At 60.5% G+C, this 20,834-nt stretch carries 29 protein-coding genes; 4 read left to right on the forward strand and 25 right to left on the reverse strand.

Going from position 1 to position 20,834, the window contains the following annotated elements; translation table 11 throughout:
• The 8 genes from HMPREF2836_RS09315 to HMPREF2836_RS05605 form a co-directional block, all read right to left on the reverse strand.
• On the reverse strand, positions 1 to 730 hold a 730-nt coding region (locus tag HMPREF2836_RS09315), incomplete at its 3' end, for an HNH endonuclease (protein ID WP_210394337.1).
• Between the two features lie 74 nt (positions 731 to 804).
• On the reverse strand, positions 805 to 1,467 hold the full coding sequence (locus HMPREF2836_RS05575) for a hypothetical protein (RefSeq protein WP_070629781.1): 663 nt from the start codon (positions 1,465 to 1,467) through the stop codon (positions 805 to 807).
• Positions 1,468 to 1,491: 24 nt separating this feature from the next.
• Positions 1,492 to 1,728, reverse strand: coding sequence for a hypothetical protein (locus HMPREF2836_RS05580; protein WP_070629782.1), 237 nt, complete (start codon positions 1,726 to 1,728; stop codon positions 1,492 to 1,494).
• Positions 1,729 to 1,741: 13 nt separating this feature from the next.
• Entirely contained in the window at positions 1,742 to 2,002 is a 261-nt protein-coding gene (locus HMPREF2836_RS05585; RefSeq protein ID WP_070629783.1) for a hypothetical protein, read from the reverse strand.
• Between the two features lie 92 nt (positions 2,003 to 2,094).
• Complete coding sequence (locus tag HMPREF2836_RS05590) at positions 2,095 to 2,385, reverse strand: hypothetical protein (protein WP_070629784.1); 291 nt, start codon at positions 2,383 to 2,385, stop codon at positions 2,095 to 2,097.
• Positions 2,369 to 2,719, reverse strand: coding sequence for a hypothetical protein (locus tag HMPREF2836_RS05595; RefSeq protein ID WP_070629785.1), 351 nt, complete (start codon positions 2,717 to 2,719; stop codon positions 2,369 to 2,371). Before HMPREF2836_RS05595 ends, HMPREF2836_RS05590 begins: the two co-directional genes overlap by 17 nt.
• Positions 2,712 to 2,918, reverse strand: a complete 207-nt coding sequence (locus HMPREF2836_RS05600) for a hypothetical protein (protein WP_070629786.1) — start codon at positions 2,916 to 2,918, stop codon at positions 2,712 to 2,714. Before HMPREF2836_RS05600 ends, HMPREF2836_RS05595 begins: the two co-directional genes overlap by 8 nt.
• A 14-nt stretch (positions 2,919 to 2,932) precedes the next feature.
• Complete coding sequence (locus HMPREF2836_RS05605; protein ID WP_070629787.1) at positions 2,933 to 3,457, reverse strand: hypothetical protein; 525 nt, start codon at positions 3,455 to 3,457, stop codon at positions 2,933 to 2,935.
• Positions 3,458 to 3,505: 48 nt separating this feature from the next.
• On the opposite strand from HMPREF2836_RS05605, the gene HMPREF2836_RS05610 reads away from it, so the two are divergent.
• Positions 3,506 to 4,057 (forward strand): hypothetical protein, encoded by a 552-nt coding sequence (locus HMPREF2836_RS05610; protein ID WP_070629788.1) that lies wholly within the window; start codon positions 3,506 to 3,508, stop codon positions 4,055 to 4,057.
• Here the strand turns inward: HMPREF2836_RS05610 and HMPREF2836_RS09235 are convergent.
• From HMPREF2836_RS09235 to HMPREF2836_RS05625, 5 genes are read right to left on the reverse strand one after another with little or no spacing between them, the layout of a single operon-like run.
• The gene (locus tag HMPREF2836_RS09235; RefSeq protein WP_141752112.1) at positions 4,001 to 4,192 is read right to left on the reverse strand and encodes a hypothetical protein; all 192 of its coding nucleotides are present in this window, start codon (positions 4,190 to 4,192) and stop codon (positions 4,001 to 4,003) included. The genes HMPREF2836_RS05610 and HMPREF2836_RS09235 overlap by 57 nt on opposite strands.
• 22 nt (positions 4,193 to 4,214) lie before the next feature.
• Entirely contained in the window at positions 4,215 to 4,760 is a 546-nt protein-coding gene (locus tag HMPREF2836_RS05615) for a hypothetical protein (RefSeq protein ID WP_070629789.1), read from the reverse strand.
• Positions 4,761 to 4,777: 17 nt separating this feature from the next.
• Positions 4,778 to 4,975, reverse strand: coding sequence for a hypothetical protein (locus HMPREF2836_RS05620; RefSeq protein WP_070629790.1), 198 nt, complete (start codon positions 4,973 to 4,975; stop codon positions 4,778 to 4,780).
• 10 nt (positions 4,976 to 4,985) lie between these two features.
• Positions 4,986 to 5,192 carry a helix-turn-helix transcriptional regulator gene (locus HMPREF2836_RS09520; protein ID WP_083309172.1) on the reverse strand — a complete coding sequence of 69 codons (207 nt, stop codon included), beginning with the start codon at positions 5,190 to 5,192 and terminating at the stop codon, positions 4,986 to 4,988.
• A gap of 56 nt (positions 5,193 to 5,248) precedes the next feature.
• Complete coding sequence (locus HMPREF2836_RS05625; RefSeq protein WP_070629791.1) at positions 5,249 to 5,491, reverse strand: helix-turn-helix domain-containing protein; 243 nt, start codon at positions 5,489 to 5,491, stop codon at positions 5,249 to 5,251.
• A gap of 122 nt (positions 5,492 to 5,613) precedes the next feature.
• Between HMPREF2836_RS05625 and HMPREF2836_RS05630 the strand changes: the two genes are divergently transcribed.
• The 3 genes from HMPREF2836_RS05630 (at position 5,614) to HMPREF2836_RS05640 (ending at position 7,937) form a co-directional block, all read left to right on the forward strand.
• Positions 5,614 to 6,033 (forward strand): helix-turn-helix domain-containing protein, encoded by a 420-nt coding sequence (locus HMPREF2836_RS05630; protein ID WP_070629792.1) that lies wholly within the window; start codon positions 5,614 to 5,616, stop codon positions 6,031 to 6,033.
• Positions 6,034 to 6,058: 25 nt separating this feature from the next.
• The gene (locus tag HMPREF2836_RS09145) at positions 6,059 to 6,478 is read left to right on the forward strand and encodes an ImmA/IrrE family metallo-endopeptidase (protein WP_083309174.1); all 420 of its coding nucleotides are present in this window, start codon (positions 6,059 to 6,061) and stop codon (positions 6,476 to 6,478) included.
• 466 nt (positions 6,479 to 6,944) lie between these two features.
• A complete protein-coding gene (locus tag HMPREF2836_RS05640) occupies positions 6,945 to 7,937 on the forward strand; it encodes a tyrosine-type recombinase/integrase (RefSeq protein ID WP_141752114.1) in 993 nt (330 codons plus the stop codon).
• A gap of 164 nt (positions 7,938 to 8,101) precedes the next feature.
• Here HMPREF2836_RS05640 and rpsT read toward each other — a convergent pair whose 3' ends face one another.
• The 12 genes from rpsT to mihF all read right to left on the reverse strand — a co-directional run bounded on the left by rpsT (position 8,102) and on the right by mihF (position 20,591).
• Complete coding sequence (gene rpsT, locus HMPREF2836_RS05645) at positions 8,102 to 8,365, reverse strand: 30S ribosomal protein S20 (RefSeq protein WP_049346199.1); 264 nt, start codon at positions 8,363 to 8,365, stop codon at positions 8,102 to 8,104.
• 261 nt (positions 8,366 to 8,626) lie between these two features.
• Positions 8,627 to 9,274 (reverse strand): type II toxin-antitoxin system PemK/MazF family toxin, encoded by a 648-nt coding sequence (locus HMPREF2836_RS05650; protein ID WP_070629795.1) that lies wholly within the window; start codon positions 9,272 to 9,274, stop codon positions 8,627 to 8,629.
• Positions 9,275 to 9,289: 15 nt separating this feature from the next.
• Entirely contained in the window at positions 9,290 to 10,324 is a 1,035-nt protein-coding gene (gene holA / locus HMPREF2836_RS05655; protein WP_070629796.1) for a DNA polymerase III subunit delta, read from the reverse strand.
• Positions 10,325 to 10,493: 169 nt separating this feature from the next.
• Positions 10,494 to 12,467, reverse strand: coding sequence for a ComEC/Rec2 family competence protein (locus tag HMPREF2836_RS05660; RefSeq protein WP_246822832.1), 1,974 nt, complete (start codon positions 12,465 to 12,467; stop codon positions 10,494 to 10,496).
• Between the two features lie 89 nt (positions 12,468 to 12,556).
• Positions 12,557 to 13,708, reverse strand: a complete 1,152-nt coding sequence (locus HMPREF2836_RS05665) for a ComEA family DNA-binding protein (RefSeq protein WP_070629798.1) — start codon at positions 13,706 to 13,708, stop codon at positions 12,557 to 12,559.
• Positions 13,709 to 13,941: 233 nt separating this feature from the next.
• On the reverse strand, positions 13,942 to 14,907 hold the full coding sequence (gene whiA / locus HMPREF2836_RS05670) for a DNA-binding protein WhiA (RefSeq protein WP_005505961.1): 966 nt from the start codon (positions 14,905 to 14,907) through the stop codon (positions 13,942 to 13,944).
• A gap of 83 nt (positions 14,908 to 14,990) precedes the next feature.
• Complete coding sequence (yvcK, locus tag HMPREF2836_RS05675; RefSeq protein WP_070629799.1) at positions 14,991 to 16,043, reverse strand: gluconeogenesis factor YvcK family protein; 1,053 nt, start codon at positions 16,041 to 16,043, stop codon at positions 14,991 to 14,993.
• Positions 16,044 to 16,152: 109 nt separating this feature from the next.
• The gene (gene rapZ, locus HMPREF2836_RS05680; protein WP_005505957.1) at positions 16,153 to 17,067 is read right to left on the reverse strand and encodes an RNase adapter RapZ; all 915 of its coding nucleotides are present in this window, start codon (positions 17,065 to 17,067) and stop codon (positions 16,153 to 16,155) included.
• Positions 17,068 to 17,411: 344 nt separating this feature from the next.
• Positions 17,412 to 18,836 (reverse strand): bifunctional phosphopantothenoylcysteine decarboxylase/phosphopantothenate synthase, encoded by a 1,425-nt coding sequence (locus tag HMPREF2836_RS05685; protein WP_070629800.1) that lies wholly within the window; start codon positions 18,834 to 18,836, stop codon positions 17,412 to 17,414.
• Between the two features lie 30 nt (positions 18,837 to 18,866).
• Complete coding sequence (gene rpoZ / locus HMPREF2836_RS05690; protein WP_005508713.1) at positions 18,867 to 19,325, reverse strand: DNA-directed RNA polymerase subunit omega; 459 nt, start codon at positions 19,323 to 19,325, stop codon at positions 18,867 to 18,869.
• 286 nt (positions 19,326 to 19,611) lie between these two features.
• A complete protein-coding gene (gene gmk, locus HMPREF2836_RS05695) occupies positions 19,612 to 20,169 on the reverse strand; it encodes a guanylate kinase (RefSeq protein ID WP_005505951.1) in 558 nt (185 codons plus the stop codon).
• Between the two features lie 41 nt (positions 20,170 to 20,210).
• Positions 20,211 to 20,591, reverse strand: coding sequence for an integration host factor, actinobacterial type (gene mihF, locus HMPREF2836_RS05700; protein ID WP_005508715.1), 381 nt, complete (start codon positions 20,589 to 20,591; stop codon positions 20,211 to 20,213).
• Positions 20,592 to 20,834 lie beyond the last annotated feature (243 nt).

The raw sequence follows: 20,834 nt of genomic DNA on the forward strand, positions 1-20,834 counted from the left end.
TCCGGGAGAACTCTCTTACCTGCGAGGTGGCCACGACCGACCTACCAACCGGCTTAGCAGACGGAGCAGATGCCTTAGTAGGCACCCCATTCTCAGTCAGCCAAGCCGCGCTCTTCGCTGAAAAATACGGCGTCTTCGGGGCAGGTAGAAGATCTACCGCCCAACCAGCATTGTCCTTGCGGGACGAGTTGCAGCTTCGACACGCCACGACCATATCCTCCGGAGTTTCTGCAGGAACTCCAGGATTCAAATGGTCATAGGTCGCGCCACGGCCGCCCTTCTGGTTACCCCAGTAAACGACGTTGCCGCACCAACGACATGCATCGCCGTCGCGAGCACGAATCGGCACAATCAACGCACCGTTACGGGTGTCATTACGCCGCCTGTTTTCCCAATCAATCTCCTCTCGTAGGCGCATATGGAACAGGTCTTCATCGTCCACCAGTTTGTAGGCGATACGCCCATCCTCCAGCGGTACCTGATCCGTCAGGTACCCGCAGAACATCGCATCAGCAATGAATTTATCTGCTGCATCTGGACTGCCCGTGAACTTCAAAATGGAACCGCGCTCAACGACATAATCAGTCTTGAACGCCGCAGCCTCAACAGCCAAAGCAAGCACCTGGCCAAACAGCGACCACATAGACTGCATGCTCGCGCCAGGAATCTCCAGCGCTCGCCACACAATACGATGCTGAGCGGCTGTGTCAGATACTTTCAGCCAAGGCATGAGGGGGGCTCCTTGCGGTGGTAGTAGTGTAGATCATCGTTCTCTACATCTGTGTCAAAATCATCAGAAACCTGCTAATTAGTGATGGGGTTCTCAATGGCGGCATCCACCAAATCCTCATACATGAGGTCAAGCAGGTGCTGGATTTGGGACATGCGCTCGCGTACCTGGCGCTGGCGCTTGCCGAGGTTTGCGTTGCGCAGTGCGGCGGGGGTGAACGGGGCGAGGCTCTTCTTCGCCTCTTCAACGCGGCCGAGTACCTCTGCTGATTCCTGCGGCGCTTCAGCAGCTTCATCGGCGAGCGCCGGCGGCTTGGCAAGCGTTATAGGGAGCGTTGGTTCGTCCTTGGGGTCGGCGCCATGTGCCGCGGTGGTGAGTGCTTCGGCGTGCTGGGTTCGGCGTTCTGCTTCGAGGGTGCTGATCTGGTCGATTGCGTCTCGAAGGCGCGGGTAGCTGTCGCTGTCGCGCTTCATGCTCATGGAGCGCTGCAGGAGCCCTTCAGCGACCAGGTAGGTTACGGCGCGGGTTGCTTTGCCGCCGCCGAGGTCTTCGCGCCACTTCCGCTTCCATTTGGCGGAGACGCCGATGAGGAGGCTGCCTTTGGCGAGTGCTCCGATTGCTTCTGCGAGGTCTGCATTGTGGACCCAGATGCGGTCGTCGATGTAGAGGTGGCGGATGGGGGTGCCGTTGATGGTGAGGTCTCGGTCTGGGTTGGCGATTGGGTGGTAGCGGTTCATGGTGTGTCCTTGGGGTGTGGGTGCTTATTCGGCGTAGTTGGTGTCGTCGTGGGAGCTGGCGTGAAGCTTGGCTTCTTCGCAGAGCTCTTCAAATGCGTCTTGGAGGACCAGGGAGTTGAGTGACTCAACGGCTTTGGTGTTTCTCTGCTTGCAGGTGTCGCATGTGATACGGAAGCATCTGCCGATGATTTCCCGGTTTCGGGTGAGCTGTAGGACTTCGACGGTGAAGGGGAAGCCTTCGTGTTCGTGGTGTTCTTGCATCGGTGTTTCTTCCTTAGCTGATGATGGTGTAGGTTGCCCAGAGCATCTTGCTGCGGGGGTAGCCGCCGGTGTAGAGGTAGACGTCGCCGCCGGGGTGTACGTCGAAGGTGCTGCAGGCTCGGGAGGCGAGCGCGGTGGCGACTGCGTCGATAACGGCTTTGTTGCGTGCTTTTTCGCCGTGGCGGCCGTCCCAGTAGGCGTGGGTGTGGATGATGTCTTGTTCGCCGGCGGCGGTGGGGTGGGCGAATTCGATTGCGATTTTGTGGCTTGCCATGGTGGTGTTTCCTTGGGGTGTGGTGGTGGGGTCCCCCCGCCGCCGGTGTGGCTACTGTAGGAAAAGAGTGGCGGCGGGGGAAGCTGTGGGGGTTAGATGTTGATGGAGGTTGTCATCATTGCGCGGTAGCGGGCTTTGCCTGCTGCGCGGTTGCGTTGCCAGACTTCGACGTCTGAGGCCTTGTACCATAGGCGGCCGTCATCGTCGCGAGCTGAGGGGCGGAGGCGGATGCCGGCGGCTCGGACGGCAGTGCCTGAGTAGGTTCGGACGGTGCTGACTTTGATGCCTGCTGCGGCGGCTACCTGGCTTTCAGAGACGAGCTTTGTCTCTGGGTTGCAGGCTTCGAACATGGTCTTGTGCGGGAGGTCAAGCTTGTTGGTCATGGGTGGTGTTTCCTTGGATGGGTAGGCGCTTCTTGCGCCAGTGGATTGCTTGCATGTGGCGGCGGCAGAGCTGTTTGGAAGCGGCGCGTTTCTCTAGCCATGCCTCGACGTCTGAGGGCTTGTACCAGTAGCGCCCGTTGAAATCGCCTTTGGCTACTGGACGGAGGCGAGCAGTAACGGCGGCTTTGATGGAGTCACCTGCGTAGCCTCGGAGCGTGGTCTCTTTGATTCCTGCTTCACGCGCCACGGTTTCGGCTGGGAGCAGGTGCTTGCCAGGGTTTGCCTTCAACCATTCGGTGAGGCTAGGCAGGTCACTCAGCGTTGATTTAGCCATTGGGCTCCCCTTGGTTGTGGTCGTGGACAAAGCTGGCGGTGAGGATTGCGGGGCCGACAGGGATGAGCGAGACAACGAACACGACGGCCCGGAGACCAATGTCTTCTTGTGCGGTGCCGATTCCAATGATGATGATGGTGGCGAGCACGCAGGCCCAGACGAGGGCTTTAGCGGTGCGGATAGTGCGGTCGGTGGTCATGACGATTGGCCCCTTTATCTAACGATGACGATCAGAAACAGGATTATGTACGCCAGGATGGCGGAGGCGGAGACCCCGATAAGGAGCCGGCCGAACCACATGAGGTCGTCGCGGACCTCATCGACAGCGGCGCGCGTAAGGTTCAGCTCTCGGTTCAGATTCGTCTGCTTGGCGTGAAGCTTCTTTGTGTAGCGGTCAAGCTGGGCGAGCGCCTGGCGCTGGTCCTTGCCGGCGCCTTGCAGGATTCCGACTGCGGTTTCGGTTTCGGTGAGCTTGCGTTCGTTCTCGACGATGCATTGCATTGCGAATCCGACGTTTGCGTTCACATCCCGTGAGTGCTGTTCGACTCGCCCGTTGAGGTGGTCGGTGAGGCGGCGGGTCTCGCAGAGTTCGTCCTGGAGGCACGCGACGCTGGTGTCGAGGCTGTCGATGTCGGTGCGGACCTGGTCGTGGTTGTCGATGATTGTCTGGATGGCGGTGTGGCGGTGGTTGCGGCCTGCTGCGCGGTCGCGTTTGGTCTTGGGGTTGGGGTTGGTCATGGTGTGTCCTTCCTAGTTGGTGTGGGGCGGGTGGTTAGGATTGTGGGTATGGATTCACAATTGCTTTCAAATCTTTCTTTCTGGGTGTCGGTTTTTGCGGCGGTCTCATCTTTTGTCTTCGCGTTGTTGTCGTGGTTCCACTCCTACGGATCAAAGAAAGCGAGGGATAAGGCGGAGGCGGCGCATCAGGCGGCACTAGAGATGCGTGATGCCGCGGTTCGTGCTGCTGAGGCTGCGGAGGAACGTGCCCGGCAAGCGGAGAAGTCGCTCAAGCAGATGGAACAAATCGTTGCTGAAGAGCAGAAGCAGTCCGAGTCTCAGGCCGAGATTGCGTCTCACCTATGGAGGCCCGTATTTGAGCTGACTTGGGACAGAGGTGATACCTACCTGTTGAGCAACGTCACTGGTGAACCTGTCGAGGTTCTTGAGGTGGCGAATCTCGATAAGTTCGTCCGCTGCGACCAGGTCCAGCAGGTGTTCCGCCCCGGCGAGTCGCTACGCATCTTCATGCTGGGTGCTTCCGGTAAGCCGTTGCCGTCGAACCTAGAGCTTCGAATCCGTGGGGTCGATGAGGTCGTCCCCGTCCCGATTCGCCGATAGCTCGCGCTCTTTTTCCTTTTCTTCTCGAGCATCTTTGAGCATCCCGAAGTAGAACATTCCGGAGACGATAGCGCCGGCAACGCTGATGAAGAGGCAGATGGCGGTGAATACGAGGTTGAACTGGTCGGGTTCCATTAGTGTTGTCCTTCCGGGGTGGTTAGAGAAGCTGTGAGACTTGGCTGCGGCGGTGGCGCATCAGGTGCTCAGCGAGGCGGGTGATGCAGTGCTCTACCGCTTCATCTGAGAACTGAAGCTTGTCCCAGTCCTTGATCTGGTCGGCGGTGAGCGTGTCATGCAGTGTCACGCCGCAGTCAATGGGGCATGGAATGTGGATGTTCACGCGCGCCTTGAACAACTCGTTTTCGTGCAAGGTGGGTCGCAGCTCCGGCCGGATGCTGTTCCTGCGGTCCCAGCAGATGCGGGCGGCGTCCAAGCACTTGGTCGCGTGAGCTACCAGCTCCACCCAGAAATCAGGGTGCGCAGTCTTGACGTGTTCGGCTGCGGCGGTACCCATGGTGCGGGCGATGTTGTTGGGGTCCAGCTCCGCGTAGACTTCCTGGCATGCCCCGCAGTGGAGTGCGGGCGCCTTCTTACCGCGGAGGCGCGGGTCTCGGTTGTGGACGGTGAGGTGCCGTGCCCACCAGATGGTGCGGGCGTGCTCTGTGGCGAGCGCTTCGGCGGGGGTTAGGTGTTTCTCGTTCATTGGTGTTTCCTGACGGGTTAGACGATGAAGCCTTCGACGGTCACTTCCTTGATGTAGCCGTCGTGGGCCATAGTGATTGACGCTTTGGTGCTTCTGAATTCCATCTCTCGGCTGAGGTCGTGAATAGCCTGCCGAAGCTCCCTAACGGCTTTTGAGTCCAGCCGATTCTCCTGCGGAGCTGCTGGCAATTCCCTACGTGGGTCGTTCCAATCCATTGGTGTTTCCTTAGTTGGTGGTGTGGGTGACGGGGAGCTTTGAAAGCCAAGCCGTCACTGCTGCACTGGTGTAGTAGATGCGTCCCCCGCTTCGGATGTATGCGGGGCCTGTCCGGGCTTTACGCCAGGCGGCTAGAGTTCGTGACGAGAGGCCGAGGTTGTCGGCAAGCTCTTCGGGACTCCAGACCGTGAGCGCGTTATCGGGGATAGTCAGCACTTCGTGTTCCTATTTATATCGGTATGTTCATATTTAAGAACAGTCGGGTAAAAAAATTAGCTGACCGCTGTGAACTCGTGGAGATGCTCACGATAAAACCACTCTGGCTCAACGCCGAGTATTGTCGCGATGTTCCAGAGCTCAGTAGCTCGAATCGGCGCATTGTGATTCTCGAGTGCCGACAGTCGAGCTCGACTAATTCCTGCTCGACTGGCTACGTCGGTTCGAGTGAGTTTAGTTTTGGCGAGGGCAAGCGATAGGTTCTCCGCAAGGATTTCGCCAATCTGTCGGGTGCTCATGGCCACCTTCCTTTCTTGGTGTTGCAATAATCTTACGTTCATATTTAGGAACAAGTCAAGCCAAAAATGAAAAATTTTTAGAAAATATGGATTTTTTTAGATTTTGCATGTAATGTAAAGGCATGGCAGAGAATAAGAAAAAGGTCGGAAATCGGCGCGGCACCGGCCCCGCGAACCGTTTTAGTCAGCTCCTTAATGCTGAGCTTCGCGCTATTGTTGCATACCGCCGCATGACCCTGCGTGAACTTGAGGAAGCTGCTGGTGTCAGTAAGGCAAGGCTTTCGATGGCGCTAAACCAAGACTCCTCACCGCTCAACACTAACGAATTCGAGCAGATCTGTCGGGCTCTAGAGGTAGACCCTGCTGATATATGTGCCCGTGCCGAAGCTGCACGCAAGAAAGAAGAAGCAGCTTCTCTTGTTTCTGATAAGGATCTGGCAGAGGCAATCCTCGCGCGAGCCGAAGCAGCAACCAAGGCAGGCTACGCCCTCGCCGCACACCCCGCAGACAAGGTCATCACCGAAGACAACCACAGCGCATAACCAGCGCACAATCACCGATTCACTCATGACTTCAATAAATACATACGACTACGACCCAGAACGCCACGCCGCGAGCCTGGGTATCCGCATCGTCGAAGCTCAACCGCCAGCCGGTACACTCGCCCTCTGGGATGAGCAGAGCAGGACCATACTCACCGCCCCCGGGCTCCTGTGGCGACAGCGACGATGCGTCATAGCCCACGAGCTCGCCCACGCAATCAACGGAGACGAACACTCCCCCATGGACGACGTCGCCTCCACCAAACGCGAGCGCCGCGCCGACACCGTTGCCGCCGGCTGGCTCCTGCAGCCACATGCTGTGCGTACAGCGTTGGCGGTTGCTCCTGATTCTTTGCCTGCTGCGGCGGCTGAGCTTGAGGTGACTGAGCGTATCCTCTCGGCTTGGTTGTGGGAGCATAGCAAACGGGGCGGTCTGGATAGCTAGTCCAGTCCGCCCCGTCTGTGCATCATCAATCAATATAAGGAGATAAGCGCTTAGATCCGTCTGATGCTTGTTCACTCACACAACAAGGATTTCGACTCAGCTTTACGCCCTTGCAGGTTTCCGCCTCGTAGTTATCGGTTATTGCGGGAGCAGTGTAGCGTCACGCGGCGAGCGCGGCAAGAGCCTCACGGTGTCGGCGTGTCGTGGTGCAGTGCGGTGGTTTTGGGCAAAGAGATAACCGCCCCCTACTGTATCCGGCAATAGGAGGCGGTTCCTGTGCAGTCCGTGCTGAAGGTCTGCTCGAACGAGATGGCCGAGTCTAGCGTCATCTGCGGGCGAGCGCAAGTGAAAGGAGGCGAGGGTGGTTAGGGACCCTCTTCCGGTGGGGACCCATGGGGTTCTCAAGCTGACTAAGCTACGCCCTGGTGTTTGGCGTGCCCGTGCGTCGTATCGTGATTGGCGGGGTGTGCGGCGTGACGTGACGGCGCAGGGACCTACTAAGGCGGCGGCTGAGCTGAAGCTTAAATCGAAGTTGGCGGCGTTGCCGGCTTCGGGTGCGAGCCTGAGCGGTACCACTACGTTGAAGGTCGCGCTGGACAGGTGGCTTGGTGGGCTCGATGGGCTGGCGCAGAACACGTTGCGTAATTACACGTTGTGGTCTGGGCAGGTTGCCGGCGCCTTGGGCTCGCTTCGTTTGAATGAGGTGACGGCTGGTCGTCTCGACTCCTATCTGGCATCGGTGAAGGCTCCAACTAGTCGCTACAACCAGAGGCTGGTTCTGAAAATGGCACTAGATGAGGCTGTGCGACTCGGAGCACTCCCCCACAACCCCGTGCTGGCGACCCGCACCGTCAAGGGCAAAAAGAAGCAGGTGCGAGCGCTTGATCTGGAGCAGGTGAAGGTTCTTCGGTTGCTGGTGGCTGCGCTTGAGTCTACGCCGACCTATGACGGGTGGATGCCTGACTTGGTGGATGTTCTGCTCGGTACTGGTTGCCGTTGGGGTGAGGGTGCCGGGCTCCGCTGGGAGGATGTGGATCTGGATTCTGGCACGGTGACGGTGCGTGGCACGCTGATTCAAGGTAAGGGGTGGCAGGCGGATACGAAGACGCACGAGCCGCGTACCCTGCAGGTGCCGCGGTTTGTTCTTGATGTCCTGCGGAGGCGGCGCTCAGAGGCCCGTGAAGGTGCCGTGTTCGTGTTTGAGCAGGGCGGGGCTCCACTTGCCTATAACTCTGCGCGTAACTGGCTGGTGCGGGCGGTGAGGGGCTCTGAGCTGGAGTGGGTGACCTGGCATGTCCTCCGGAAGACTACGGCAACGTTCTTGGACGAGCGGCTTGGTTTGGCTGAGGCGTCTCTGCAGCTTGGTCATGCGTCGGAGGCGCAGACGTTGACTGCGTATGTGGCGCGCCAGTCGCAGGCGGTCTTTGCTGATGCGCTGGAGGGGCTGGCGGGGTCGTAGATTGGTCACAATTTACTCCCAATTTTGAAACCCCTCTAGACTGTATCCAGACTGTCATTAGTTGCAGGCAAACAGAAAAAAGACGCCCCCGAAACCCCTTGTCAATAAGGGATTTCGGGGGCATCTGCCCTAGTCAAGCCCATAAGCGGGCTTGAGTCTCAAGACTAGAAAGCCTTGTTTACCAGCGCAGCAAGACCGGACTTCTTGTTTGCAGCGGTCTTCTTGTGCAGAACACCCTTGGAAACAGCCTTGTCCAGCTTACGGTTCACAAAACGCAGAGCCTCAACAGCTGCTTCCTGGTTCTGTGCCTCAACAGCAGCCTTGACCTTGCGGGTCGCGGTCTTCAGCTCGGACTTTACAGCGTTGTTACGCAGGCGAGCCTTCTCGTTGGTGAGGATACGCTTCTTCTGAGACTTAATGTTAGCCACAATTAAACTTTCTGTTTTGTCTTATTGGTCGGTGAGGGCGACGCTGGCCGATCATCGACTGAGCGGCGTGGGGATGCCTATGGCAACCGGCCAGCAGTGCCCGATGACCATCGGACACTCAACCACACATAATACCAGATGAACAGCCTCCACGACAGACCCTCGCGGAGAGAAAAATACTGTGAAAACCGCTACACGCAGCCTCCACATCCGGCGCAGATAATCGGCACCAGTCGCCGGTGAAACTACCGGCACAGGATGTTAGCCGTTATGGCGAGTCCACGCACGCTCAATCAGGCGGAACGTATCCTCCGGCATAATCGCACCCTCACGGCGCATCGAATCCGGGCGAACACGAATCACACGGTTCAGCTTCACCTCAGAAGCGCGGCCCTGTGGATCCCACGGACCCGAACCAATATCAAGGTAGTTCGAATCGGCGTGCTCACGGTTATTGTGGTCCTTGCTGGTCATCATCAGCGCCAGCAGGTACTCACCGTCACGACCCACCAGAAGCACCGGGCGGTCCTTACCCTGCGAGTGGTCCTCCTCGAAGGGAACCCACGTCCACACGATTTCACCCGGGTCAGCGTCGCCGTCCAGGGAGGGCGAGTACTCAAAGTTGATCATGTCGCGGTAATCGCCCGGGTAATCCGAACCGTCGGATGCGACGGTCGGAGCCGGTGCGGAAGGCTTAGGTGCCGAGGAAGACTTCGAGGCGCTCGGCTTAGGCGCCGAAGAGCCGGAGGTACGAGCCTCACGCTGACGAGATTCATCCTTGCGGGACTCACTCTTCTGGGAGGACTCGGAGCCGCCCTTAGACGCAGTAGCGTCGTTGAGGGCATCCTCTGCCGCCTTCTGCAGGAAGGGCAGCAGGGCAAAGAAAATTTTCTTCAGAATTTCGAGCATGGGCTCTATTATGCACTACAGGCGCGGAGGTAGAGCAATCGCCAAAACAGCCTGCTCCACCGCATACACCGCGTCCTGCGACTCACCCTTCAGCTGGGCGTCCGCATCAGCTAGAAGCTGCACAATATGCGCCAACTGGGCGCCGGTAAAACGGCGGCCGTCACGCTGAGCCTGCTCAACCTGCCACGGTGACATACCCACCTCACGCGCCAGCTCGTTAGCGCTCATACGCACGTGGTGCACACGCGCAATATTGCGGATACGCATGGCGAGCGCACCCAGCATCGGAATCGGCTCCGTGCCGGTGGCGAGGGAGTGGCGGAGCAGACGCAGAGCCTCCGGGGCGTTACCGGAAATCGCGGCGTCACTCACGCGGAATGCGGTGACTTCGGTGCGGCCGCCGTAGTAGCGGTTCACAGCCTCTTCGGTGATTTCGCCGGGTACGTCTGAGAGCAGCTGCTGGCATGCGGCGGCAAGCTCCGCAGTGTCGGAGGCGGCGGCCGTCAGCAACGCCAGGGCGCCGCCGGTAATCGGGCGCTGAGCTGCGGCGAACTCCCCCGCCAAGAACTCGCTCTTCTCACGGTCGGTCTTGAGCGCCTTGCAGTTGATGAGCACGAACTGGGAGCGCACCAGGTCGATGAGCTTCTTGCCGCGGTTACCGCCCGAGTGGTTCAGAATGAGCATGATGTCCGGCTCGGGGGCGTTCAGGTAGGCGAGCGTATCGGTCAAAAACTCGTCGCTCATGGAGGCGAGGTTCTCAACCTCAATGATCTTTGCCGAACCGAACAGGGAGGGCGAAGCGTGCAGGATCAGCTCCCCCGCCGTGTAGGTGGCGGCGTTAATCTGAACGCGGTCCACCTCCGGGTGGATGCTGCGGAACAGCTCACGCAGGCGTGCCGCAGCGCGGGAAGCAAAGTACTCTTCGGGGCCGTAGAGCATGACGGCGGATGCCGGGGTGACGGTACGCCACGCGGTGTCGAGGGCGGGGCCGCCCCGGCGGGCGTAGCCTCGGGAACCACCACGCTGGGTTGAACGCTTACGCTCGGACACGCTTATCACTCGCCTTTATCTGCAGGGTACGGGCTGAACTCGAACCCGCTGCGTGCGGGGGTGCCGCGCGGGTAGAGTCTCGAGTATCCATCATAGCGTTTTCTTCTCAGATGCCTCCTAGCGGTGGTTAGGGGTAGTCGGTCAGGGTTAGATGCCCGCAGTGAGTCGGTTAGGAACGGGCGGGCTGATCGGGGCGCTGATAGGAGGGCGCGGTGCGCGGTACCACCCGCAAATACTGCCGGTGCGTGACCGCGCGGTAGCGGCGCGCATCCACCCACCACAGGGCTATGCTCAACGCCAGCACGCAGAGGGCGCTCCACACCACCGCCGGGACGCTCGAACCGGGCTCCCACGGGTTACCCGGCGCATGCGCGGCAGTGTGTGCCGCCCACTCGATGCCCTGCGCGGCAAGACCACCGGCGCGAAGACACAGATCCGCCGCAGTGGGCAAACCCAGGAGCATGAATCCGAGCGCAACCAGCCCGGCGAGCATACTCAGCGGCGCCAAAGGAGCGGCAACCAGATTCGCCGGAACCGAGTAGAGCGGCACTTTACCGCTCATCGCCAAAATCAGCGGGGTGCACCACAGGGATGCCACGATGGGCGCGGCGAGCATTTCCGCGCAGAACACCGGCATGATGCGCATGAGCAGGCGAATCAGCGGCGGGCCCAGCAGGATCAGCGCGGAGGTTGCCGTCACCGACAGGGCGAACCCCATATCCACGGCGAGGTGCGGGGCGGCAAGCAGACACATCAGTACCGTTGTTTGCAGCGCCGCCAAGGACTGGCGACCCGAACCGCGCAGCATCGCGTAAGCACCGAGCAGACCCATGGCGAGGGAACGAATGACGGAACCCTCAGAGTCCAGCAGCATGGCGTAGGCGAGCACCGCCGCGACCCCGCACAGCACCATGACGCGGTGCGGAATGGCGAGGGTGCTCAGCCGGTGCACGAGAGGCGGCAGAGCGTGGGCATTTGGCGGGGTAGATTGCTGACGCTGGGCAAGTTGATGGGGTCGGGCGGGGCGGCGAGAACGACCCGTGCCTCTCCCCCGCAACCGCTGCATCCAGGAACGGAACAGCAGGTATGCGCTAGCGAAACGGTACGGACGAATCGCCAGCACCAGCCGGTACGCACCCAAAAACACAATGGCAATATTCGCCCCGGACACCGCTGTAATATGGCTGAGCCCGCTGAGCTTATACTCCTCCCGCGCGGTGGAACTCATCAGCGAATCATCCCCGTAGGCGGTACCCAAAACCAGTGCCGCCGACTCCGTGCCGAGGGTCTCCAGGGCGCGGGTACGCAGATGCTCCTTGAGCGTGGACAGGTACGGCTCCGCCGCCGTCTGGGCGGTAGCGTTCGACCCGGCACCGGAGGCGGGGGCAGGAAAAATAGTTGCGCCGCTCAGCTTCGCCGTGGAACCGTTGAACTCCACCGTGCCGAGGGCGGTTACCCTCATGCCCGGATAAATCGCCCGCGAGCGCACGGTACCGCTCCCCTGGTGCTGAGCGACCGAACTCGCTGCCGAACGTGCCTCCGGGCGCTGCGCGGTACTCTTTGCCGAACCGTCACACCGGTACACGCGCACCCGCTCATTCACCAGCGCACGCACGCTCCGCCCCTGAATTTCCTCCAGCTTAATAACCACCAGAGTAGTGCGCGGATCCACGCGGCGAACCTGCTCCACCGTGCCATTCAGACGAAGCGAAGCACCCTGCGCCTGCTGTAGCGTGGCGCGGGATGCATCCACCCCCGTAGCGCACAAAAGCACCGCCTGAACCGTGACAATACATGCCAGGAAAACCAGCTGACCGGTCGTGCGAAAGAGCAGGCTGTAGGGCATCACCGCACGCGGCGGGAAGAAGAGCAGAATCGCCAGGCACCCCAGCAGGGCAATGAGCACGCACGCCAGCGGATGCACCACCCGCCACGTGCCCACGGTCAGCGCCGCCGCGGTAAAAGCCCACAGCGCCAGCACCGTAAAACTCAGGCGAAGGTCCAGGTGAATGAGGCTTCCCTGGGCGCGCAGCTCCTGCTCATCACGGCGGGTACGCCACCGTTCAGCACCGATGCTCCAGCGGTAGCGGGTACGGTCATACGCCGTAGCCGCAGACCGGGTGAGGCGCCGGGTGAGGTGCAAGCTACCGGGAAAGAGCTCCCGCTCCCCTGCGTGCTGGCGGTTCTGCTGTCGGTTCGGCCTGCGGTTCTGCAAGCGATTCTGCCGGGGCATTAGACCGTCACCAGCGGACGCAGATTCTCCAGCATCGACGGGCCAATGCCGGGCACCGCATCCAGCTCATCCACGCTACGGAAACCGCCGTGCGCCTCACGCCAGGCAATAATGCGCTGAGCCATTGCCGGACCAATACGCGGCAGGGTCTGTAGCTCCTCAGCGGTGGCGGTGTTAATGTTCACCGGGGTTGAGCCCTTCTGCGCGCTGCCTGCAGGAGTTAGCGTGCGTGCAGGCTGAGGCTGAGTGCCACCCTGCGAAGCGCCGTTCTGCGATGCACCATTCGCCGCGTTACCCTGACCCGCATTCGCCGTGCCACCGTTGGGCTGAATCTGCGCCGGAGCAGCCGTCTCACCACGATGCGGCACATAAATCTGCACCCCGTCACTGAGCGCACCGGCAAGATTCACGCGGTCCAGGTCAGCATCCGCGGCGGCACCGGAGGCGGCAGCAATCGCATCCACGGCACGCCCCTGCGCGGGCAGCGTGTACACGCCGGGGTTGTTCACGGCACCCGCCACGTGCACCCGCACGGTAGCCTCACCGGAGGCGCCACCCTGCGCAGATTCACTCGGGTTAGCGCCCGGCTGAGCGGTGGACTGAGCACCGGGGCTCTGCTGGGCGCCCACCGCCTGCACCGATTCGGCGGAAGCACTCGGGGAGGCGACCTGCTCGGCACGCGGCGCCGCCGAAAACTGGGTCACACCCCACACCACAGCAACCAACGCCAATACCGCCACCAGAAGCAGCACGCGCGGCGACAAGCCCCAACGGGTACTGCGGGTGGTGCCGGGCTGATCAGCCTGCTCCCACTCCGCCCAATCGTCCACCTCGTTCCAATCGGGCTGCTGATCCCAGTCAGCCCAACCATTCGACTCCGGCTGGGATGCCGCGGACTCGGCAGGTGTTTCTTCGGCAGGCGCCTCCGCGGGCGTTACCTCAGTTGAGATTGCCAGCGGCACGGTGTCCTCAGCATCCGGCGCACCGTTCTTGCGGGCGCGCGGGCTACGGTAGAGGCTGTTCATCAGGGAGCGGGCGCTACGCTGCGCGCCGCCCTGCTGGGGTGCGTTGTCTTGCGCTGCGCCGTTGTTCGGCACAGCGCTCGGGCTCTGCAGGTGGTTCTGCTCGTGGTTGGGGGTCATGCTCGTCATACCCCTACCCTAGGCTCACGCGCGCGAACGCACGAGCGCGAACAAAGAACCTGTGGATAACTCCCCTCGTACAGCGAGAAAGAAGCCATCCACAGGCTCATTTTTGAAAAATATGCGGTTTTTATTCAAAAACGGCGGGTTCGGGTTTGTCATAAAACCGTCACAAACACCTCAGCCACACACCTAGCCACACGCGCAGTCAGCCCCGCGCAAGACCAGAATTTAGTCCTCGCCTAGTCCTCGCGCGGCAGCTCAGTACCCGGAACGCCCAGCTCCGAAGCACGCTTATCAGCCATCACCAGCAGACGGCGAATACGGCCCGCAATCGCGTCCTTCGTCATCGGCGGATCAGCCAGACGACCCAGCTCATCCAACGACGCGTGCTTATGCAGCACACGCAGCTCACCGGCATAGCGCAGATGATCCGGCGCCTCATGACCCAGAATCTGCAGGGCACGCTCCACGCGGGCGCTCGCCGCAACAGCCGCCTGGGCGCTACGGCGCAGGTTCGCATCATCAAAATTCGCAAGGCGGTTCGCGGTCGCACGAACCTCCTTGCGGGTGCGCGCCTCACGCCACGTGGTCAGGGTGCCAGTCGCACCCATACGCTCCAACAGCTGCGAAATGGTCTCGCCGTCACGGACCACCACGCGGTCGGTGCCGCGCACCTCACGTGCCTTCGCGATAATGTCCAGGCGACGAGCCGCACCCACCAGCGCGAGCGCCGCCTCCGGGCCGGGGCAGGTAATCTCCAGTGAGGAGGAACGACCCGGCTCAGTCAGCGAACCGTGCGCCAGGAACGCACCGCGCATGACCGCCTCGGCGTCCTGCAGGGAGCCGTTCACCACGGCCGGCGGCAGGCCACGCACCGGGCGACCACGCAAATCCAGCAGACCGGTCTGGCGAGCCAGCGCCTCGCCGCCGTGATCCACACGCACAATGTAGCGGCCGCCTCGACGCAGGCCACCACCGCTGACGCTGGTCAGCTCAGAGTCGTGGCCGTAAATCTCCGCGATGGTGCGGCGCATGCGGTGGGCGGTTGCCTCGTGGTCGACCTCAGACTCCACCACGATTCGCCCCGAGACAATGTGCAGGCCTCCGGTAAAACGCAGAATCGTAGAGATTTCTGCCTTACGAGCAGAGACTTTCGTTGCCTCGTAGTTGGCGAGTTCGTCCTTGACGAGCGTGGTTAATGCCATGAACAGGTCCTTCTAGGCGTAGTGTTTAAAGTCTATAAATTCGGTAAAAAGGGCACACCAAAATAGCAGCCGCAACGGTGATTCTAGGAGCTCAGCTCAAACGCTTCGTTATACGCAGCCGCAAGCTTCAGCGGGTCGTGCACATTCGGCTGGGAGCTCGAACGCAGGTGTGCCCACACAACCTTCGCACCCATCGCAGAGGCCTCACGCTCCAGCTCGGAACGGTGATCAGCCTGCATGTCAGCGTCAGCAATCACCGCGTCAAGGTGAAGCTTCGGGGCGTACTGGCGCAACAAATCCAAGTGCGTTGCCGGGGTGAAGCCGACCGTCTCCTTATCGTCGGAGAGGTTCATGACCACGCAGCGGCGCGCCTCCGTGCGGATAATCGCCTCACGCTGAGCATCCAACAGCAGATGCGGCAGAACCGACGTACGCCACGAACCCGGACCCAAAACAATCCAGTCGGATTCTTCAATAGCGGAGAGCGCCTCCGGGCAAGGACGCGCATTTGCGGGAGATAGACCAATATCGTGAACCCGCTCCTCCTTCGAGAGGTTCACCTGGCCGACCACCTTCACGCGCTCAATACCGCCACCGTTATGCTCACGCAGCACGGTACCGTAAATGACCATCGGATCCAGCGCCATCGGCAACACGCGGCCGCGCGCATTCAGCAGGGCACCCGCCCAGTCCAGGCCGGCAACCGGGTCATCCAGCAGCTGCCAGAGAGTAGCAATCAGCAGGTTACCGAGAGCATGGTAATCCAGCGGGAACTCACCCTCATACCCCTCAGGCGCGCTAAAACGATGCTGCATCACATCACGCCACGTGCGACCCCAATCGGTGTCATCACACAGCGCGGAAAGCGCCATACGCAAATCTCCGGGAGGGAGAATACCCATCTCCTCACGCAAACGACCCGACGAGCCGCCATCGTCAGCAACCGTCACAACGGCCGTCAAATCAGGCGTGACGTGGCGAAGCGCAGACAGGGAACCGTACAGCCCGTGGCCGCCGCCCATCGCCGTGACCTTCGGCGAACGGTGCGTGGTCTTCAACAGGCGCAAAGCCTGAGTCGGCAGAGCCGGCAGGCGCGGAATACCCTGAGTGTCATAATTGGTCGAATGGGTGGACATAGTAATACCTCACATACCCGGAAGGAATGGTATGCCGGCCCCACGGTGTGCGGGGCCGGACGGCGGCTAATGAAACACGACGCGGTGGTTGGGACGCGCCGGGCGGAACTTACTCGCGGCCCTTGTCACGGTGCTGAACATTCACGTTCAGCTCACCGAAAGCAGAGAGACGACGAGCCAGTTCCTCCGTCACAGCCACGGAACGGTGCTTACCACCGGTGCAGCCAATTGCGATGGTGGCGTAGTACTTACCCTCACGGCGGTAGCCCTCAAGCACGGGGCGAAGAGCCGCAAGGTAGTTGCTGATGAATTCCTCGGTGCCTGCGTGCTCCAGCACGTAGTCGCGCACCGGGGCGTCCTGACCGGTCAGGGGGCGCAGCTCCGGAACCCAGTGCGGGTTCGGGATGAAACGCATATCAGCCATGTAGTTAGCGTCCGAAGGCGCACCGTACTTGAAGCCGAAGCTCATCACGGTCAGGTTCAGCTTCTTATCCGCACCCTCAGCGAACATTTCACGCACGGTACGAGCCAGCTCGTGAACGTTCATGCCGGTGGTGTCAATGGTGCGGTCAGAAGCGAGGCGCAGGCCTTCAAAGAGAGTGCGTTCAGCGCGGATGCCGTCGAGGACGCGGCCCTCACCCTGCAGCGGGTGCGGGCGGCGCTGAGCCTCGTAGCGGGCAATAATGGTTTCGTCCTTGGCGTCAAGGAAGAGCATGGAAAAGTCAATATCGGACTTGCGCAGAGTCTCAATCGCAGCGGGAAGATCGGAGAACAGTGCGCGGGCGCGAACGTCAATGCCGAGCGCCACCTTCGGCACTCGCGCACCGTCACGGGTCACCAGCTCAGCCAGGGAACCGAGCATCTGCGGCGGGATGTTATCGATAACGTACCAGCCCTCATCCTCCAGTACGTTTGCGACAGTGCTGCGGCCTGCACCGGAAATACCGGTGATCACCAGAATCTGAGGGCGCTCCTCACTCTGGGCGGACTGTACCGTGGCGGGCTTGCTCTGATTCTCGGGCATGGTGCTTCTTCCCCTTCAACGCGAAATACTCTCTATGCCATGATACAAGACCTTTATCTGACGGTTCAGGGGTACGGTCAGAAATTTCACCACTATGACAGAAATATGAGACGCTCCCCCCAGTGGAACCTCGGAAGGAACCCCAGAAGAAAGAAACCCGCATCACAAGTGCTTGCGCATAATGCTCCCCGAGGGGTCTACAGAAGGAGGCGGGCGGCAGAGCCGTAAGGGTACAGCAGAGTCGTAAAGGTACAGCAAAGCCCGCACGATACCTCCCACAGGAAGTACCGCACGGGCTCCACACTATAAACGCTCCGAAACTCTACGCGGATGCGCCAGTTGCCTTAGCCAGAAAGCTCAGGCAGGAAAGCCGCCACATGCTCCAACAGACGCACAGACAGCTCCTTCTTCGAACCGGAGAACACCGGCGCCTCATCATTCAGAGTCGACAGCAGCGTAATCGTGTTATCGTCCGTGCCGAAACCACGATTCACACCCACCGTATTGACCGCCAAGAAGTCCGTGCCCTTACGCTGCAGCTTCTCACGACCCAGCTCCAACGGAGTCTTCTCCGCCGAACCGGTCTCCGCCGCAAAACCAACAATGAGCTTCGGACCGAGGGTGCTCTCCCCCGTCTCACGAGCCTGCTGGCGGCGCACCACGACCTCACGCAGAATATCCGGGTTGCGCACCAGCTGAATCACCGGCGCATCCTCAGAATCTGCGCTCTTCTTAATCTTGAACTCGGCAAACTCGGCGGGCCTAAAATCAGCCACCGCCGCAGACATGATCAGCACATCCGCCGCCGCGCTCGCCTCAAGGGTCGCCTCACGCAGCTCCAGGGCGCTCACCACGCGGGTCACCTGCACACCCTCCGGCGCGGGAACCTCAAGGTTCGCACCGATCAGGTGCACGGTCGCGCCCAGATCGCGTGCCGCCTCCGCGAGCGCCACGCCCTGCTTGCCGGTCGAACGGTTGCCGAGGAAGCGTACCGGGTCCAGTGCCTCACGGGTGCCGCCAGCGGTAATGACCACGAGGCGGCCGGCCAGAGGACCACGCAGCGATTCGGATGCGCCAGTTGCCTGGCTGGGTTCACCCTGGCCTGCATCAACCTGCCCCAGCAGCGCCGAAGTCAGCGTCGCCGCACGCGCCGCCGCCATACGCTCCTGCTCCGTACCCGTGTACAGGGGCTCAGTCGGCGCGTAACCGGGCGTGTACACCGGGTGCACCTGACCCTTCGGGAAGCGGGCAATCACATCCAGCGCGACCGCGAAAATGTCCTCCGGCTCAGGCATGCGGCCCGGACCAGAATCCGGGCCCGTCAAACGCCCAATCGCAGGCTCAATCACGTGATAACCCCACGAACGCAGAGTCTGCACATTCGCCTGAGTCGCCGGATGCTCCCACATCTGGGTGTGCATCGCCGGCGCCAAAATCACCGGCGCGTGCGTCGTCAACACCGTAGAGGACAGCAAATCATCCGCACGACCAGCCGCCAAACGAGCCAGCAAATCAGCGGTCGCCGGGGCAATCACCACAGCATCAGCCTGCTCAGCCTGACGCACGTGGTTCACCTCCGGCACGCGGTCAAACACGTCCGTTGAGACGGGGTTGCCGCTCAGCGCCTCCAGAGTGGGAACACCCACGAACTTCGTCGCGTTCGGGGTGGGCATGGCGATTACCTCGTCGCCATCCTTCGCAAAAAGACGAAGGAGCATCGCCGCCTTATACGCAGCAATGCCCCCTCCAATACCAACGATAATGCGCATGGTACGTCAAAGAATCCTTGTAGAAGCAGATTACTCAGCGGACTCGTCGAGGATAACCTCTTCGATAGCAATAACCTCTTCGCTACCTGCGGGGATGTACTCCTCCTCGATAGCGCCAGAGAACTCAGCCGCGCTGAAATCAATCACAGCGGACAGGTCCTCGGGAACCGGGTAGCCGTCCTCATCGAACTTAGCGTCCGGGCGGTGCTCCGCCACAACACGGTCAGCAATGATTTCACGCATTGCCACCGACAGGGACTTCTCGTTCGACTCAGCGTCAACCAGCGGGCCAACGTGCGCAGCAGTATTGTCCTGCAGGTTAGCGTAGTACGCGTTAATCTGGCGTGCACGGCGGGCACCGAAAATCACCAGGCCGTACTTGGACTCCGCCTTCTCAATCAGCGCGTCAGCGCTGGGGCTCACGATGCCCTCGGGAGCGACACCGTCAACGAAGTTGTAGTCCTCGTGTTCCTTGATTTCGTTTGCCACTAAAAACTCCAAATAGCTTGATGGAATGTACGTACCGAACGCCCCCGTACACCGTTCGCGCTATGGCGCAAACCGGGCGCACTGAGGGCACGGTCAAAACTAAAGAACTATTCTACCCTCTCAACGGCTAAAACGCACGTACCAGCCTGGACAAAAAATGTCAGCCCATACAAAAAGGTGGGGGCCCGAAGAAAACTCTTCGAAACCCCCACCTTTCACAACGCCTCACGGCAGAACTACAGGTCGGAAGAAACTCTAGCCCCACCGCAAACGCAAAGCATGCAGATTAGGCGGCGCCAATCAGCTCAGCAATCTCCTTCGCTGCACGCTCAACAGAGTCGTTGACGACCGTGACGTCAAATTCCTTCTCAGCAGCCAGCTCAACCTTCGCGGTTTCAAGGCGACGAGCTTGCTCCTGCTCACTCTCGGTACCTCGACCCACCAGACGCGACACCAGCTCATCCCAGCTCGGAGGAGCCAAGAAAATCAGGCGAGCATCCGGCATGGTCTCGCGAATCTGGCGAGCACCCTGCAGGTCAATCTCAAGGATCACCGGGCGGCCAGCATCCAGAGCCTCCTGAACCTTAGCGCGCGGAGTACCGTACTTGTTCTTACCGTGTACCACAGCGTACTCAAGCATCTGACCGTCAGCAATCATCTGGTCAAACTCTTCCATCGAAACGAAATAGTAGTGAGTACCGTCAACCTCACCGGGGCGAGGATCACGAGTGGTAGCGGAAACAGAGAACCACACGTTCGGGTAGTTCTCACGAATGTACTGGCACACCGTACCCTTGCCAACAGCAGTGGGGCCAGCCAGTACGGTGAGAGTCGGCTGAGACATAGCTTCCTTACTGTGCCTTCATCGGCTGAAGGCACGATGTGTTAGGACTGAGAAGACTCGGAAGACTGACCAGCAGTCTTACGACGTGCACGGTTCAAATACCGCGAATTACGGTTGAAGTACTCCACCATCTTGCGACGCTGGTGTACACCAAGGCCGCCAAGGCGGCGAGTCGGTGCAATATGAAGTTCTTCAATGATGCGTTCAGCGCGAACGGCACCAATGCCCGGAAGTGCGCGCAGCATCTGCCCCACCGGCATTTTAGCCAGTGCAGGGTCGGAATCGACCATATCGAGCACCTGACGCACGGAAAGTTCACGTTCACTCAGTGCACGCTTAATTTCCTGGCGGTGTGCTCGGGCAAGTACTGCCTTCTCGCGGGCGGAGGCGCGCGCATCCTCAGTTAGCGGAGTCAGCGGCATGGTTGGGTCCCCCATTTCTGCGAGTTATAGAATTTTACTTATCAACTAATGTAACACGGATAGCACGAGAACCCTCGTTCCACCCGCGGCACTCCCCCTCGCACCAACAATGCGTCTACGCACGTCAGCACGTAAATATCAGGGAGTACCCCTATAGCATAGCGGAGTATTCGCCCTATCAAAAGCGGAACCGCGGGCGTGAGTCTTGACGGAAACACACTCCCCCACTACAGAGGTGAGAAA

The sequence above is a fragment of the Rothia sp. HMSC065C12 genome (genome assembly GCF_001812085.1).
Lineage (GTDB): Bacteria > Actinomycetota > Actinomycetes > Actinomycetales > Micrococcaceae > Rothia > Rothia mucilaginosa.

What these genes read in the sequence shown, in the direction of transcription:
- HMPREF2836_RS05605 (WP_070629787.1), bottom strand. Translation starts at nt 3,457, where the DNA reads ATGACCAACCCCAACCCCAAGACCAAACGCGACCGCGCAGCAGGCCGC.
- HMPREF2836_RS05615 (WP_070629789.1), bottom strand. Translation starts at nt 4,760, where the DNA reads ATGAACGAGAAACACCTAACCCCCGCCGAAGCGCTCGCCACAGAGCAC.
- HMPREF2836_RS05610 (WP_070629788.1), top strand. Translation starts at nt 3,506, where the DNA reads ATGGATTCACAATTGCTTTCAAATCTTTCTTTCTGGGTGTCGGTTTTT.
- HMPREF2836_RS05580 (WP_070629782.1), bottom strand. Translation starts at nt 1,728, where the DNA reads ATGCAAGAACACCACGAACACGAAGGCTTCCCCTTCACCGTCGAAGTC.
- HMPREF2836_RS09235 (WP_141752112.1), bottom strand. Translation starts at nt 4,192, where the DNA reads ATGGAACCCGACCAGTTCAACCTCGTATTCACCGCCATCTGCCTCTTC.
- HMPREF2836_RS05685 (WP_070629800.1), bottom strand. Translation starts at nt 18,836, where the DNA reads ATGCGCATTATCGTTGGTATTGGAGGGGGCATTGCTGCGTATAAGGCG.
- gmk (WP_005505951.1), bottom strand. Translation starts at nt 20,169, where the DNA reads ATGTCTCAGCCGACTCTCACCGTACTGGCTGGCCCCACTGCTGTTGGC.
- HMPREF2836_RS05575 (WP_070629781.1), bottom strand. Translation starts at nt 1,467, where the DNA reads ATGAACCGCTACCACCCAATCGCCAACCCAGACCGAGACCTCACCATC.
- HMPREF2836_RS05590 (WP_070629784.1), bottom strand. Translation starts at nt 2,385, where the DNA reads ATGACCAACAAGCTTGACCTCCCGCACAAGACCATGTTCGAAGCCTGC.
- yvcK (WP_070629799.1), bottom strand. Translation starts at nt 16,043, where the DNA reads ATGTCCACCCATTCGACCAATTATGACACTCAGGGTATTCCGCGCCTG.
- HMPREF2836_RS05625 (WP_070629791.1), bottom strand. Translation starts at nt 5,491, where the DNA reads ATGAGCACCCGACAGATTGGCGAAATCCTTGCGGAGAACCTATCGCTT.
- HMPREF2836_RS05595 (WP_070629785.1), bottom strand. Translation starts at nt 2,719, where the DNA reads ATGGCTAAATCAACGCTGAGTGACCTGCCTAGCCTCACCGAATGGTTG.
- HMPREF2836_RS05630 (WP_070629792.1), top strand. Translation starts at nt 5,614, where the DNA reads ATGGCAGAGAATAAGAAAAAGGTCGGAAATCGGCGCGGCACCGGCCCC.
- HMPREF2836_RS05650 (WP_070629795.1), bottom strand. Translation starts at nt 9,274, where the DNA reads ATGCTCGAAATTCTGAAGAAAATTTTCTTTGCCCTGCTGCCCTTCCTG.
- HMPREF2836_RS05600 (WP_070629786.1), bottom strand. Translation starts at nt 2,918, where the DNA reads ATGACCACCGACCGCACTATCCGCACCGCTAAAGCCCTCGTCTGGGCC.
- whiA (WP_005505961.1), bottom strand. Translation starts at nt 14,907, where the DNA reads ATGGCATTAACCACGCTCGTCAAGGACGAACTCGCCAACTACGAGGCA.
- mihF (WP_005508715.1), bottom strand. Translation starts at nt 20,591, where the DNA reads ATGCCGCTGACTCCGCTAACTGAGGATGCGCGCGCCTCCGCCCGCGAG.
- rapZ (WP_005505957.1), bottom strand. Translation starts at nt 17,067, where the DNA reads ATGCCCGAGAATCAGAGCAAGCCCGCCACGGTACAGTCCGCCCAGAGT.
- HMPREF2836_RS05665 (WP_070629798.1), bottom strand. Translation starts at nt 13,708, where the DNA reads ATGACGAGCATGACCCCCAACCACGAGCAGAACCACCTGCAGAGCCCG.
- HMPREF2836_RS09145 (WP_083309174.1), top strand. Translation starts at nt 6,059, where the DNA reads ATGACTTCAATAAATACATACGACTACGACCCAGAACGCCACGCCGCG.
- HMPREF2836_RS05620 (WP_070629790.1), bottom strand. Translation starts at nt 4,975, where the DNA reads ATGGATTGGAACGACCCACGTAGGGAATTGCCAGCAGCTCCGCAGGAG.
- HMPREF2836_RS05585 (WP_070629783.1), bottom strand. Translation starts at nt 2,002, where the DNA reads ATGGCAAGCCACAAAATCGCAATCGAATTCGCCCACCCCACCGCCGCC.